Source organism: Chitinolyticbacter meiyuanensis (assembly GCF_008033135.1).
GTDB lineage: Bacteria > Pseudomonadota > Gammaproteobacteria > Burkholderiales > Chitinibacteraceae > Chitinolyticbacter > Chitinolyticbacter meiyuanensis.
The window spans coordinates 4,274,775-4,288,206 of the sequence record NZ_CP041335.1 but is presented as its reverse complement, the minus strand read 5'-3'; the positions used below and the strand labels follow the sequence as shown (position 1 = coordinate 4,288,206).

Below are 13,432 nucleotides of genomic sequence, written 5' to 3'. Positions count from 1 at the left end.
TAGGCCGCCGCGGCCCGCTACAGCTATTCCGGCGCCGGCAGTGGCGGCGCCAGCGAGATCACCAGCGCGGCAACCAGAATGGCCGCACCGCCCAGCCACTGCAGCCCGGTCAATGGCACCGCCAGCAGCCAGGCGGCGAGCAGCACGCTGACCACCGGCTCCAGCGTCGACAAGGTTGACGCTTCGGCGGCGGTCAGATGATCGAGCCCGGCCAGGAAGGCGAAGATGGCGATCACTGTGGAAACGATGGCGATGGCCAAGGTTGCACCCCAGCCGCTACCGGTGGCCGGCCAGTGTGGTGTGGCAAAGGCGGTTGAACCCCACAGCACCACAGCGGCGGCCAGCATCACCACGGTGGCGGAAGGCAGTGCACCGGCCTGCGGCGTGAGCCGGCTGCCGGCGAGGATGTAGCACGAATAGATCAGCGCCGCGGCGACGCCGAAGGCGATGCCGATGGCCTTGCCGGAGAGCGCCGTACCGATGGTCAGTACCAGTCCGAGCGAGGCCAGCGCCAGCGCCGCCCACACGCGGCGGCGTAGCCGCTCGCGCAGCAACCAGGCAGACAGCACGGTGACGATGGCCGGATAGAGATAGAGCAGCAATGCGGCGAGCGCGGCATTGGCGTACTGCAGCGCGGTGAAGTAGCTGAACGCTTGCCCGGCGTAACCGATACCGCCCATCGCGGCAAGCCCGGCCAGCAGGCGGCCCCTTGGCCAGCGCGCACCGCGCCAGACCATGATGGCGACCATCACCAGGGCAGCCACGCTGAAGCGGATGAGCAGCAGGCCCTGGGTATCGACGCCGGCCGCGTAGGCCCAGGTGCCGAAGATGGGCATCAGGCCGAAGGCGACGGCGGAGAGCAGGATCAGCAGGATGCCGGTGGTGCGTTGGGACATGGCAAGGCAGGGTCGGGGCGATACGCGAGTGTCGCCGATCCGCCGTGCGCTGTGTGCCTGCGGCTAACCCTGATGTACGGCGGCTACATCGCCTCGATCTCGGCGATCCAGCGCGCCTGTTCCACCTCGGGCAGCCAGCTGCCGGTAAAGCCGTTCACGGCCAGCTGCTTGAGCTCGGCCCGTGTCAGCTGCAGCGCCGCGGCACAGGCACGCCAGTTTTCACCGACATAGCCGCCGAAGTAGGCCGGGTCGTCCGAGTTCACCGTGGCGACGAGGCCCGCTTCGAGCAGCGCGCGCAGGTTGTGATCCGACAATCGTTGGAACACCTTGAGCCGGATGTTGGATAGGGGGCAGACGGTGAGCGGAATCCGTCGACGTTTCAGTTCGTCGACGAGGGCAGGATCTTCCAGCGCCCGCACACCATGGTCGATTCGGCAGACATCGAGCAGGTCGAGCGCCTGCCATACGTAGTCAGGTGGCCCTTCTTCCCCGGCGTGGGCTACCCGCGGCAGGCCCAGCGCCTTGCAGCGGGCGAACAATCGGGCGAATTTCTCCGGTGGGTGGCCGACTTCGCTGGAATCGAGGCCCACGCCATCGATCAGGTCGAGATAGGGCTCGGCCTCGCGCAGCGTGGCAAAGCCTTCCTCCTCCGACAGATGACGCAGGAAGCAGAGGATCAGCTTGGAGCTGATGGCGAACTGCTCGTGTGCGTCGGTCAGTGCGCGGCGGATGCCGGCGAGCACGGTGGCATAGGGCACGCCGCGTGCGGTATGCGTTTGCGGATCGAAGAAGAGCTCGGTATGCACGACGCGGTCGGCGCGGCAGCGCAACAGGTAGGCTGCGGTGAGATCGTAGAAATCCTGCTCGGTCAGCAGCACGCCGGCGCCGGCGTAATAGAGATCGAGGAAGGATTGCAGGTTGGCAAAATCGTAGGCGGCGCGCACTGCCTCGACCGAATCGTATGGCAGGCGCACGCCGTTGCGCTGCGCCAGCGCGAACATCAACTCCGGTTCCAGCGTGCCTTCGATATGCAGGTGCAGCTCGGTCTTGGGCAGGCGGGCGAGCCAGTCGGCGGTGACATCCATGGAAGGCTCCGGCAAGGGGATGGCTGGAGCTTAGCGCGTGCCTGGGTGATGCGCGTCGGCGCTTTCCGCAACCTGCTCAGTGGCCGCGGTAGACAACGCGGCCGAAACGCGCACCCTGATGCTGCGGCGTGATGGCGACCAGTTTGTCCAAACGCACATCGAGCACGCCGTCGCGGGTGGAGAGGCGCAGGAATTCGCTGCCGCGGGCGCCGAACACATCGATGGCCACGCCTTCGCAATCGGGCGCGCCGTGACGCTCCACCAGCAAGGGGTAGCGATAGGTGCAGGCGATTTCCAGGTAGTCGTGCAGCTCGCACGAGATGGGGCTGTAGTCTTGCATCGCGGTCCTGTCCTTGCGCTCGTCCACACAGGCGTCAGAACTCGCAGCATAGACAGCGATTGCTGCAAGTTCTTGAACGTCCGTCGATTTCCGCCAGCCACCCGCCCGAGGACCGCCGACTTGGGTCAGGCTTCGGCATGGCCCAAAAGTTCGGCTTTTGCCAGCCACTTGTCGCGCTGGACCGGGTCCGATCCGATCACCGGTCCAAAACAGCGACATGGCGGGGGCTGACGGATTCCTGTACCCAGCGCCTGCATCTGCTGGAGTACCGGAGCAGCCTTGCTCCAACGGCGGTGCTGAGCGGTATGTCGCGGGCAGGGCGGTCAGGCTGGCCCTTCGCAGTTGAATCGAGCATGTTCTTGAAATGCCATCGGCGCGGCAAACGCTAGCCCGCCGCATCGACGGCGGCGATCAGGCCTTGTGATAGACCTGGGCGCCCTGCTTCACGAACTCGATCGATTTCACTTCCATGCCCTTCCGCAGCGCTTCGGCCTCGGCGATGCCCTGCTTCTCGGCAAAATCTCGCACGTCCTGGGTGATCTTCATCGAACAGAAGTGCGGGCCGCACATCGAGCAGAAGTGCGCCACCTTGGCACCCTGCTGTGGCAGCGTCTCGTCATGGAATTCACGGGCACGGTCCGGGTCGAGGCCCAGGTTGAACTGGTCTTCCCAGCGGAACTCGAAGCGCGCCTTCGAGAGCGCGTTGTCGCGGATCTGCGCGCCGGGGTGGCCCTTGGCCAGATCGGCCGCGTGGGCGGCGAGCTTGTAGGTGATGATGCCTTCCTTGACGTCATCCTTGTTTGGCAGCCCCAGGTGCTCCTTGGGGGTGACGTAACAAAGCATGGCGGTGCCATACCAGCCGATCTGCGCCGCGCCGATGGCCGAGGTGATGTGGTCGTAGCCGGGGGCGATGTCGGTGGTCAGTGGGCCGAGGGTGTAGAACGGCGCTTCGTCGCACCATTCCAGCTGCAGGTCCATGTTCTCCTTGATCAGCTGCATCGGCACATGGCCGGGGCCTTCGATCATGGTCTGCACGTCGTGTTGCCATGCGATCTGCGTCAGCTCGCCCAGTGTTTTCAGTTCGCCCAACTGCGCGTCGTCGTTCGCATCCCACACCGAGCCGGGGCGCAGGCCATCGCCGAGCGAGAAGCTGACGTCGTAAGCCTTCATGATGTCGCAGATTTCCTCGAAATGCGTGTAGAGGAAGTTCTCCTGATGGTGCGCGAGGCACCACTTGGCCATGATGGAGCCGCCGCGCGAGACGATGCCGGTCATCCGGTTGGCGGTGAGCGGCACGTATCGGAGCAGCACGCCGGCGTGGATGGTGAAGTAATCCACGCCTTGCTCGGCCTGCTCGATCAGCGTGTCGCGGAACAGCGCCCAGGTCAGGTCCTCGGCCTTGCCATCGACCTTCTCCAGCGCCTGGTAGATCGGCACGGTGCCGATCGGCACGGGCGAATTGCGCAGGATCCACTCGCGGGTTTCGTGGATGTTCTTACCGGTGGACAGATCCATGATGGTGTCGGCACCCCAGCGGATTCCCCAAGTCATCTTGTCCACTTCCTCGTTGATCGACGAGGTGACGGCGCTGTTGCCGATATTGCCGTTGATCTTCACCAGGAAATTGCGGCCGATGATCATCGGCTCCAGTTCCGGGTGGTTGATGTTGGCGGGAATGATGGCGCGGCCACGTGCCACTTCCTCGCGCACGAACTCGGGCGTGATCACCGGCGGGATTGCAGCACCGAACGACTGGCCCAGATGCTGGCGCAGCATCATCGTTGCCATCTTCTCGCCCTTGGCTCCCAGCGCGCGCAGCGACTCCATGTACGCTTCGCGTTGCAGGTTCTCGCGGATGGCGATGTATTCCATTTCCGGGGTGATGATGCCGCAGCGCGCGTAGTGCATCTGCGTGACATTGGCGCCGGGCTTGCCGCGGCGCGGCTTGCGCGTGAGCTCGAAGCGCAGCGGGTCGAGGCTGGCGTCCGCCTCGCGCAGGCGGCCATAGTCGCTGGTCAGGCCGGTCAGCAGATCCGTATCACCCCGTTCATCGATCCAGGCTGCGCGGATCGGCGCGAGGCCACGGCGCACATCAATGTGCGCCTGCGGATCGGTGTAGGGGCCGGAACAGTCGTAGACATAGATCGGTGGATTTTGCTCGCCGCCGAAGCTCGTTGGCGTATCGGTCTGGGTGATTTCGCGCATCGGCACGCGGATGTCGGGGCGTGAGCCTTCGACATAGACCTTGCGTGAATTGGGCAAGGGCTGGATCGCAGCTTGGTCGACATGGGCGTCGCTGGCGCGAAATTCGGTGGGCTTGTTCAAGGATAGGCCTCCTGCAAAGTGAGAAGGCGCAGGAGAGGCACACGCCGGCCACGAGCGTGCCGACGGATTCGCTTCCCTACGCCGGTATGAGCCGGATCAGGTGCTGAGGGACTCTCTCATCCGCTGACATACCGAGGAAGGTAAGTAGCGGAACCCCTAGCGAAAACAGAGCTGTCACCGTATAGAAGCTGTGGGATAATGACAAGTTATTTAATTTAACTGTGCCTTTATCGGCTTGTTTTTATTGGGGTTATGTCAGATGGATTGGGAACGCGCGCGCTACTTTCTCGTTGAACAGCAAATCCGCCCGTGGGACGTGCTCGACCAGCAGGTGCTGCAGCGTTTCCTCGATGTGAAGCGCGAGGATTTCGTCCCCGACGACAAGAAAAACCTCGCCTTTGTCGATACCGAACTGCCGCTCGGCAACGGCGCCTGTATGCTCGCCCCCAAGGTTGAAGGCCGCCTGCTGCAGGAAGTGGGCCTCAAGCCGGCTGACCGCGTACTGGTGGTCGGCGCCGGCACCGGCTACCTGATGGCGCTGGCGGCAGGCCTCGCTGCCGAAGTGCACGGCGTGGAGATTGACCCGGCCCTCAAGGCCGCCGCTGAGCAAAACCTGCTGCGCGCCGGCATCAAGAACGCCCATGTCGAACTTGCCGATGGCAGCCATGGCTTCGCCGCCAAGGCGCCGTACGACGTCATTATTGTCACCGCCTCGCTCGATGCCGTGCCGCAGGTACTGAAAGACCAACTTGCCGTTGGTGGCCGCCTGATTGCTGTGGTCGGCAATCTACCGATCATGAGTGCTGTGCTCGAAACGCGCGTGGAAGAGGGCGCGTGGCGCAGCGAGAAGCGGTTTGAGTACAACCTGCCGAGGTTGAATCACCAAAATGATTCTGCTGGCTTCTGGTTTTAATGCAGCTTCTTGATTTAAAAAAATGAAGCGCCCCATTTGGGGCGCTCTTGATTCTAATTGCGAATTGCCTACTTGGCACTGGTTATATGTCTTCTGATAATTTGCAGGGAAAAGCCCAAGAGACGGATATCACGTTGCGGGATATTTTCATACTAATGAATCGATATAGGCATGCGCTAATTGCCTTGCCAATCGTAGCTGGTATTGTGGCTGCTTGCGTGATGTTTACGCTTCCAGATCGCTATACGGCGATACTGAAAATTGCGCCATCGAAGAATGCGCCGGTATACAACTGGGCTCTAAACAACGAGGTATTGGTTGAGCAGGTCGCAAAAAAAATGAACTTGTCGAAGCACTACGGAACTGCTAGCCGTAATGCGACACTGCGAGCCACAAAAAGCCATATTGATGTTGTTCTTAATGCCAAGGATGGCTATCTTGATGTTTCTGCAACTGATGTTAGTCCTGCCTTTGCTGCGCGGCTCGCAAATGTTTTTGGAAAGACGTTGTCGGATAATGTATATACGTTAAGATTATTGGAGATATCGAAGGAACGTTATAATCTCGAACTTAGACGCGAGCTCGCTGCAAAAAACAAAGTAAATGCCGAGAAGTCACTTGAATCCCCTCAACTTGCAGCAGTCATCAAGACCATTTCCGCATCCGAGCAATATGGAATTATTAGTTTGGCTGGAATTCAGGCTGAGGCTACCTTGCAGTCCGGAATCTCCGATCTGGCACAAAACCAGGTCGTAAAAATACAAGATCAGCTATCTAACCTGCAGCGACTTGTAGTCGAGGGTATGAAACAAAAATCCGTAGGGTCTGCTGGGCCTTGGATTGCCACCGTAACGGCCATGCAGGAAAGCGCGTATTGGAGTGCGTTGATTGATCGCCTTGATCGTCGGATTGAATTGGTAAAAGCGCAAGAGCGAGACGAGCTGAAAATCAGTTGGGCTGAAATACCTGACGAAAAATCCGGACCAAAGAGGGTAAAAAATATTCTGTTCGGCATGGTTTGTGGATTATTGCTCGCAATGCTCTATATGCTCGTCTGCGAAATGGTTCAGTATGCACGGAAGAAAGAGTAACAACGAGGGCGTATGAGCATGTGGGTTGTGTATCGTTGAGTGATTTGTTTTTTGCGTTAAGACTGATTTCGTGCTCCTATTAAATCAGCTGCTAAAAATGCTGCGAAATCCCTATTGGATTTTTGATTGACGGTGAGTTTATGAGTATTTTAGACAAAAAAATAGCCGTGGTGGGCCTGGGGTATGTAGGGCTGCCTCTCGCAGTTGAATTCGGTAAAATAAGACCTGTTGTAGGTTTTGATATAAATGAAGCAAGAGTTGCTGAGCTGGCGGCTGGCACGGATAGCACGCTGGAAGTGACGGAGAGCGATTTAAAATACGCAACGCAATTAGAATACAGTAGTAATGTTGCCGACCTCAACGATTGCAGGATTTTCATTGTTACAGTTCCTACCCCAATCGATGGCGTGAACCGCCCGGATTTGACGCCGTTGATCAAGGCTAGCGAGATGGTTGGTCGAGTCCTGAAAGAGGGCTCCTTAGTGATTTACGAATCTACGGTGTATCCTGGCTGCACTGAAGAGGTTTGTGTTCCCATCCTTGAGAAATTGTCTGGGTTGAAATTCAACCAGGATTTCTTTTGCGGGTACAGTCCCGAGCGTGTGAATCCCGGCGATAAGATCAATTCTTTGACCAAAATTAGGAAAATCACCAGTGGCTCCACGCCAGAGATCGCGCAACTGGTCGACCGCTTGTATCAGTCGATTATTACGGCCGGTACGTTTCCCGCCAGTAGCCTCAAAGTGGCAGAAGCAGCAAAGGTAATCGAAAACACCCAGCGAGATCTCAATATCGCTCTTGTGAACGAATTATCTGTAATTTTTTCTCGTTTGGATATTGATACAATAGAGGTTTTGGAGGCCGCAGGGAGTAAATGGAATTTCCTTCCTTTCCGGCCTGGCATGGTCGGCGGGCATTGCATTGGGGTAGATCCTTATTATTTAACTCATAAGGCAGAGGAAGTTGGTTACCACCCGCAAGTAATACTGGCAGGTCGACGGATAAATGACAATATGGCGCGTTACGTAGCGCGCAAGGTCATTCAGCTGATGCTGAAAAATGGCGTGGATGTTGCTCGTAGTACCGTTGGGGTACTGGGGATTACCTTCAAGGAAAATTGCCCCGATATCAGAAATAGCAAGGTTGTCGATTTGATAATTGAGTTGCAAAAATGGGGTGTTAAGGTTGTTGTTGCAGACCCTTGGGCCAACGCATCCGAAGTGTTGCATGAATATGGTATCCAATTAGGTGCTATTGATGAGTTGAATAAGGTTGACTCGCTGGTCGTGGCAGTAGGCCACAATGAATATCGCGAGTTAACGCCAGATGCGCTATTCCAGTGGTGTAACGGTCAGGAGCCCGTGCTCGCGGATGTGAAGGCTCTATATGATCGACATAAGGCTGCTAAAGCGGGTTTTACAGTTTTCCGTTTGTAATTTCTAATTCTTTTTAGAGAAGCCAGATGCTCTATTGCCAGCCTATTTTAGAAAGAAAGATCAGAACTGCGATTGTCGGTTGCGGGCGAATTTCAAAAAACCATTTTGACTCGATTGGGCAGCATTCATCTAATTTGCAGTTGATTGCAGTGTGTGATGTGAATGCGGAAGTACTTGCAGAGCATACAAAAAAATATAATGTGCCTGGATATCGAGATATTAAGGCATTGTTCGAGCATGAGCAGATTGACCTTGTGGTTCTTTGCACGCCTAGTGGGCTCCACCCTGAGCAGGCCATCTTGGCCGCCAGTTACAAGATTCACGTGATGACGGAAAAGCCAATGGCGACGCGTTGGCACGATGGCGTAAGTATGGTCAGAGCCTGCGACCAGGCGGGTGTGCGCCTATTTGTGGTGAAGCAGAACCGTCACAATTCCACTTTGCAGTTACTGAAACGAGCTGTTGAAGAAAGGCGATTCGGCAAGATTCATCTTGTTCATTTGAATGTTTTCTGGTCACGCCCTCAAGCATATTACGATCAAGCTGAATGGAGAGGAACGTGGGAGTTCGATGGTGGAGCTTTCATGAATCAAGCGAGCCACTATGTTGATTTGTTGGACTGGCTAATCGGTCCTGTAGAAAAAGTCCAAGCATTGATGAGTACGACGCGGAATATCGAAGTTGAAGATACCGGCGTGCTCAATGTCAAATGGCGTAGCGGTGCCTTGGGATCCATGAGTGTGACAATGCTGACCTACCCGAGAAACATGGAAGGGAGCATTACGATACTCGGGGAAAAAGGCACCGTCCGAGTTGGCGGCGTAGCGGTCAATGATATTCAGCAGTGGGAATTCGAAGAGTCGAGAGACTACGACTCTGAAATAAATGAGGCAAACTACGCAACTACCTCGGTGTATGGTTTTGGACACCCGCTCTACTACAAGAACGTTGTTGAAGTACTTCGTGGAGAAGCGGAACCTGAAACAGATGGCCGCGAGGGGCTCAAGTCATTAGAGCTATTGATTGCTGCCTATATCTCTGCGCGAGACGGTAAGACGGTTTCACTGCCATTGGAATACTAAACCTGCACTTAGTCGACGTTCACGACTGTTTATTCAAGAGTGTTCAATTATGTCTGGAGGTTCTGTGGCGGATACTATGATTCACCCAACCGCGATAGTGGATGCAGGGGCCAGCGTTGGTGATGGAGTGCGTATTTGGCATTGGACTCATATCTGCGCCCAGGCCAAGATAGGGGATGGCTGCTCCTTTGGACAGAACGTATTCGTTGGTAACGATGTCGTTATTGGTTCTAACTGCAAAGTGCAAAACAACGTAAGTATTTATGACGCGGTGACACTGGAAAACGACGTTTTTTGCGGTCCCAGCATGGTATTTACCAATGTTTATAACCCGAGAAGCGCCGTAAATAGAAGGGGCGAGTATCGTCGTACCTTGGTTCGGCAGGGGGCCACGCTTGGTGCAAATAGCACCGTGGTATGTGGAATTACCATTGGCGCTTATGCCTTTATCGGCGCTGGCGCGGTAGTTAACTCGGATGTGCCGGAATACGCTCTCATGGTCGGCGTGCCGGCACGACAAATTGGGTGGATGGGACGTTTTGGTGAGCGAATTCCGCTGCCTCTGGAGGGCGATGGTGACTATACATGCCCACATACTGGCGACGTATATGCGCTTCGCAGCGGATTAATGGGGTGGATGCCCTCGGCGATGTAAGGATTTTAATTTAATGGATTTTATAGATCTTAAGTCGCAATATCATGCGCTCAAGCAGCAAATCGACGACAGAATTCATCGGGTGCTGAACCACGGCCAATACATTATGGGTCCGGAAGTGCAGGAGCTGGAAGTGGCTCTCGCAACTCTTACGGGCGCTAAGCATTGCGTAACGGTTGCAAGTGGAACCGAGGCATTATTGATTGCATTGATGGCGCTTGATGTCAAGCCTGGTGACGAAGTAATTACTACACCCTTTACCTTCGCTGCTACAATTGAAGTTATCGCATTGTTAGGTGCTCGTCCGATATTTGTTGATATCGAACATGATACCTGCAATATCGATGTCAAGCATATTGAAGCTGCGATCAGTCCCCGAACTAAAGCCATCATTCCTGTCAGTTTATATGGGCAAGTAGCTGACATGGATGAAATCAATGCTGTTGCCAAAAAACACGGTGATATTCCGGTTATTGAAGATGCTGCCCAAAGCTTTGGCGCAACGTACAAAGGTAAAGCAAGCTGTAATTTGTCAACCGTTGGGTGCACCAGCTTTTTCCCGAGTAAGCCGTTAGGGTGCTACGGAGACGGAGGGGCGCTGTTTACCAATGACGATGCTTTAGCGCAGGCATGTCGGGAAATACGTGTGCACGGGCAGAGTAAACGTTACTTCCATACCCGAGTCGGCGTTGGCGGCAGAATGGACACGCTTCAATGTGCTGTTGTACTTGGAAAGCTTGAACGTTTTGGTTGGGAAATCGAACGGCGCAAGCAACTCGGCGACATGTACGCGAGCTTGATTGAAGCGCATTGTGCCAATACCGTAGGCCTATTAACCGTTCGCGATGATCGCGAATGCATTTGGGCGCAGTACACGGTGATGGTAGCGCAGCGTGAGCATATCCAATCGGCTCTTAAGACTGCTGGTATACCGACGGCAATCCACTATCCAAGACCGATGCATCAGCAACCAGCCTATTTTGATCCGGCGCAGGCGAGTTTTCCTATTGCTGAAACCATAGCAGGGAAGGTGATGAGCCTTCCAATGAGTCCTGATCTTACTCAGGACGATATGACTCGCGTGGTCTTGGAGTTAGCGAAGGCTGCTCGGTCAATACCCGCTGCTACTTGAGTAGCGTTATGAATTCGACAAGGAGGTCGGTTGGCAATGCAGCTATTTACCTGTTTGCCAATTTGCTGAATGCGGTGGTGCAGTTCGGGCTTATCCCGATTGTAACCAGAGCAATGGGGCCTGCGAATTATGGACTTGCTGCACTTTACTTGGTTGCAGTTTCGATACTGGTGCCAATGGTGGGGCTCAGCTTGCACGGGCTGATTTCTGTCCGTTACTTTACTCAATCCAAAGCAGATTTGGCTCGATTGATAGGGATTGTTCTCGTTGTAAATGTTGGTCTGGCGGTAGGTATTCTATTTTTGAATGAAGTATTAGGACGGTATTTGGTGCCCGGCGTTTTAAGCCAAGGCTGGATCCGTTTGGCTGTGGCTGCGGCGTTCGTTCAATCATTTGTATTTGTGGGGCTTGCGCTTCTTCAGGCACAAGAACAGGCAAGGATTTATGCTGTTGTTCAGGTTGGTGCATCATTGGCGGTGGCCTTGGCCACCCTTGCATTTTTACAACTTCTGAATGGCAGTTGGACTGCTCGTGCGTGGGGCCATTTTCTGGGATACCTGGGGGCTGCTGGCATCACGTTGGCGATATTGACTCGGTCTGGATATTTGTCAGTTAAATGGAGTCGGTATGGTGAGTTGGTTCGGGATTGCTTGTCATTTGGGGTCCCTTTATTGCCACATGCATTGGGCGCGATCGCGATCGCATCTGCAGGGCAAATTTTTATTGCCCATCAGCTCGGTCCAAGTGATGTTGCATATTATGCGTTAGGGCTTCAATTCGGGGCGGCTTTCGGGCTGCTTGCTGATGCATTTGTGAAAGCCTATGGGCCCTGGTTGTATAGAAAATTGGCTGAAGATAGCGTTATGTCCAAACAGCAAGTTGTAAAGGGTATATACGGCGCGTTTGTTTTCTTTCCGGCCGCAGCGATATTATTTTGGTTTTTTTTGAATATAATATTTACAGATGTGGTAGGTTCAGGCTTTGAAAAGGCTAGAGTCGTGTTGCCTTATTTTTGTGCTGCCGGTAGTGCTCTGGGCATGTACTATGCCATTGCCAATTTATATTTCTTTAGCAGCCAAAATGGCAAACTCGCGACCATCACTTTATGCTCCGGTGGATTGAGTTTGCTTGCCATGTATTTTTTTTGCACGCGATGGGGATTGGAAGGTGTAGCGATAGGATACCTTATTGGTCAGGCAAGTCTTTTTTTGTTGGCTTGGGTTGTGAGTTGGCGCGTCTATCCTCTTCCTTGGGGGTGCGTATTTCGTTTGCATGGCGAGGTCTAAATGTCCACGCTAATTACAAGCAGGTAATTAGTCTGACGCTGCTTTTGTGAGTTTCTTCAAAGGCCTGTTGGTGCAGATAATGTGGTTTTATTGATTCGATGAGTGGAGTGAATAGTGGATATGATCGATGCAATGGATGGTCTGCCGGATTGGCGCCGGACGCTGCTCGGCTTGGGGTCTACCATCGAAGACGCAATTCGTTGCTTGGATCAGTCAGGGTTGCAAATAGTGCTTGTGATCGACACTGATCTACGGCTTATCGGCACGTTGACTGACGGTGATATTCGTAGAGCGATGCTGCGGGGAATGGGCCTGACTAGTGCTGTCGATAGTATTTTCCACAAGCAACCCTTGGTTGCGCCTTTGGAGATGGGTCGGGAACTGGTGCTGCAGTTGATGCAGATCAATCGAATCCATCAATTGCCGGTTGTTGATGCCAATCATCATGTCGTTGGGCTACATATTTGGGATGAAATCCTGACGCCCGCAGGGCGATCCAATTTAATGGTAGTCATGGCTGGAGGGAAGGGGACCCGCCTGCGGCCTCATACTGAGAACTGCCCCAAACCGATGCTAGAGGTCGGTGGAAAGCCAATGCTCGAACATATTCTCATGCGGGCGAAGGTAAACGGTTTTCGGAGATTTATAATCGCGGTTCACTATTTGGCGCACATGGTGGAAGAGTATTTCGGGGACGGCGCTGCTTGGGGCATCGAGATTGAATATCTTCGCGAGCAGTCCCCACTGGGTACCGCTGGAGCGCTTGGTCTTCTCCCGCAAAAGCCCGACGAGCCTTTTTTGGTGTCAAATGGCGACGTGCTCTCCGATGTAAATTACGGAGAAATGGTCGAGTTTCATCTTCGCCATCAAGCTGCTGGCTCAATGGCGGTTCGTCAATATGAAATCCAAAACCCGTTCGGAGTCGTAAAGACTAATGGTGTGGAGTTGGTTGGATTTGAGGAAAAGCCTGTATATCGCAGCCATATCAACGCAGGAATTTATGTACTAAGCCCCGTTGCGCTCGAATATATAGTGCCTGGGGAGCATTGCGATATGCCTACGCTGTTTAGCAATATGAAGGCTGCGGATGAAAAAACGATCGTTTACCCCATGCACGAACCTTGGCTAGATGTAGGACGGCCCGATGATCTGGCAACTGCACGTCGACAAAAGCATTGATACAGTATAATT

The 13,432-nt window shown here is 54.6% G+C and carries 12 protein-coding genes and 1 riboswitch; of the genes, 8 read left to right on the top strand and 4 right to left on the bottom strand.

The features are described 5' to 3' along the window. Positions 1–23 precede the first annotated feature (23 nt). From FLM21_RS20515 to thiC, 4 genes are all read right to left on the bottom strand, one after another. Entirely contained in the window at positions 24–896 is an 873-nt protein-coding gene (locus FLM21_RS20515; protein ID WP_148717360.1) for a DMT family transporter, read from the bottom strand. An 83-nt stretch (positions 897–979) separates the two neighbouring features. Next, a complete protein-coding gene (locus FLM21_RS20510; RefSeq protein ID WP_148717359.1) occupies positions 980–1,981 on the bottom strand; it encodes an adenosine deaminase in 1,002 nt (333 codons plus the stop codon). A gap of 76 nt (positions 1,982–2,057) precedes the next feature. After that, on the bottom strand, positions 2,058–2,321 hold the full coding sequence (locus FLM21_RS20505; RefSeq protein ID WP_148717358.1) for a Rho-binding antiterminator: 264 nt from the start codon (positions 2,319–2,321) through the stop codon (positions 2,058–2,060). Positions 2,322–2,732: 411 nt separating this feature from the next. Beyond that, positions 2,733–4,592 carry a phosphomethylpyrimidine synthase ThiC gene (gene thiC, locus FLM21_RS20500; protein ID WP_505637352.1) on the bottom strand — a complete coding sequence of 620 codons (1,860 nt, stop codon included), beginning with the start codon at positions 4,590–4,592 and terminating at the stop codon, positions 2,733–2,735. A gap of 110 nt (positions 4,593–4,702) precedes the next feature. Next, positions 4,703–4,814, bottom strand: a riboswitch (TPP riboswitch). A gap of 91 nt (positions 4,815–4,905) precedes the next feature. Here thiC and FLM21_RS20495 point away from each other — a divergent pair. The 8 genes from FLM21_RS20495 (at position 4,906) to FLM21_RS20460 (ending at position 13,420) form a co-directional block, all read left to right on the top strand. Further along, positions 4,906–5,559: a protein-L-isoaspartate O-methyltransferase family protein gene (locus tag FLM21_RS20495; RefSeq protein ID WP_148717356.1), complete on the top strand. Its 654-nt coding sequence runs from the start codon at positions 4,906–4,908 to the stop codon at positions 5,557–5,559. Positions 5,560–5,645: 86 nt separating this feature from the next. Continuing rightward, positions 5,646–6,650 carry a GumC domain-containing protein gene (locus tag FLM21_RS20490; RefSeq protein ID WP_148717355.1) on the top strand — a complete coding sequence of 335 codons (1,005 nt, stop codon included), beginning with the start codon at positions 5,646–5,648 and terminating at the stop codon, positions 6,648–6,650. A 140-nt stretch (positions 6,651–6,790) separates the two neighbouring features. Continuing rightward, positions 6,791–8,086, top strand: a complete 1,296-nt coding sequence (locus FLM21_RS20485) for a nucleotide sugar dehydrogenase (protein ID WP_148717354.1) — start codon at positions 6,791–6,793, stop codon at positions 8,084–8,086. Between the two features lie 26 nt (positions 8,087–8,112). After that, positions 8,113–9,168 (top strand): Gfo/Idh/MocA family protein, encoded by a 1,056-nt coding sequence (locus FLM21_RS20480; protein ID WP_148717353.1) that lies wholly within the window; start codon positions 8,113–8,115, stop codon positions 9,166–9,168. Between the two features lie 76 nt (positions 9,169–9,244). Then, a complete protein-coding gene (locus FLM21_RS20475; RefSeq protein WP_246120776.1) occupies positions 9,245–9,823 on the top strand; it encodes an acyltransferase in 579 nt (192 codons plus the stop codon). 13 nt (positions 9,824–9,836) lie between these two features. Then, a complete protein-coding gene (locus tag FLM21_RS20470; protein WP_148717351.1) occupies positions 9,837–10,955 on the top strand; it encodes a DegT/DnrJ/EryC1/StrS family aminotransferase in 1,119 nt (372 codons plus the stop codon). 8 nt (positions 10,956–10,963) lie between these two features. After that, positions 10,964–12,241: a lipopolysaccharide biosynthesis protein gene (locus FLM21_RS20465; RefSeq protein WP_148717350.1), complete on the top strand. Its 1,278-nt coding sequence runs from the start codon at positions 10,964–10,966 to the stop codon at positions 12,239–12,241. A 120-nt stretch (positions 12,242–12,361) separates the two neighbouring features. Next, the gene (locus tag FLM21_RS20460; RefSeq protein ID WP_246120913.1) at positions 12,362–13,420 is read left to right on the top strand and encodes a nucleotidyltransferase family protein; all 1,059 of its coding nucleotides are present in this window, start codon (positions 12,362–12,364) and stop codon (positions 13,418–13,420) included. Positions 13,421–13,432: the final 12 nt, after the last annotated feature.

Bases quoted from the DNA above. Each gene is read 5' to 3' on its own strand.
- FLM21_RS20495 (WP_148717356.1), top strand. From the start codon at position 4,906: ATGGATTGGGAACGCGCGCGCTACTTTCTCGTTGAACAGCAAATCCGC.
- FLM21_RS20505 (WP_148717358.1), bottom strand. From the start codon at position 2,321: ATGCAAGACTACAGCCCCATCTCGTGCGAGCTGCACGACTACCTGGAA.
- FLM21_RS20485 (WP_148717354.1), top strand. From the start codon at position 6,791: ATGAGTATTTTAGACAAAAAAATAGCCGTGGTGGGCCTGGGGTATGTA.
- FLM21_RS20470 (WP_148717351.1), top strand. From the start codon at position 9,837: ATGGATTTTATAGATCTTAAGTCGCAATATCATGCGCTCAAGCAGCAA.
- FLM21_RS20475 (WP_246120776.1), top strand. From the start codon at position 9,245: ATGATTCACCCAACCGCGATAGTGGATGCAGGGGCCAGCGTTGGTGAT.
- FLM21_RS20510 (WP_148717359.1), bottom strand. From the start codon at position 1,981: ATGGATGTCACCGCCGACTGGCTCGCCCGCCTGCCCAAGACCGAGCTG.
- FLM21_RS20465 (WP_148717350.1), top strand. From the start codon at position 10,964: ATGAATTCGACAAGGAGGTCGGTTGGCAATGCAGCTATTTACCTGTTT.
- FLM21_RS20490 (WP_148717355.1), top strand. From the start codon at position 5,646: ATGTCTTCTGATAATTTGCAGGGAAAAGCCCAAGAGACGGATATCACG.
- FLM21_RS20460 (WP_246120913.1), top strand. From the start codon at position 12,362: ATGATCGATGCAATGGATGGTCTGCCGGATTGGCGCCGGACGCTGCTC.
- FLM21_RS20515 (WP_148717360.1), bottom strand. From the start codon at position 896: ATGTCCCAACGCACCACCGGCATCCTGCTGATCCTGCTCTCCGCCGTC.
- FLM21_RS20480 (WP_148717353.1), top strand. From the start codon at position 8,113: ATGCTCTATTGCCAGCCTATTTTAGAAAGAAAGATCAGAACTGCGATT.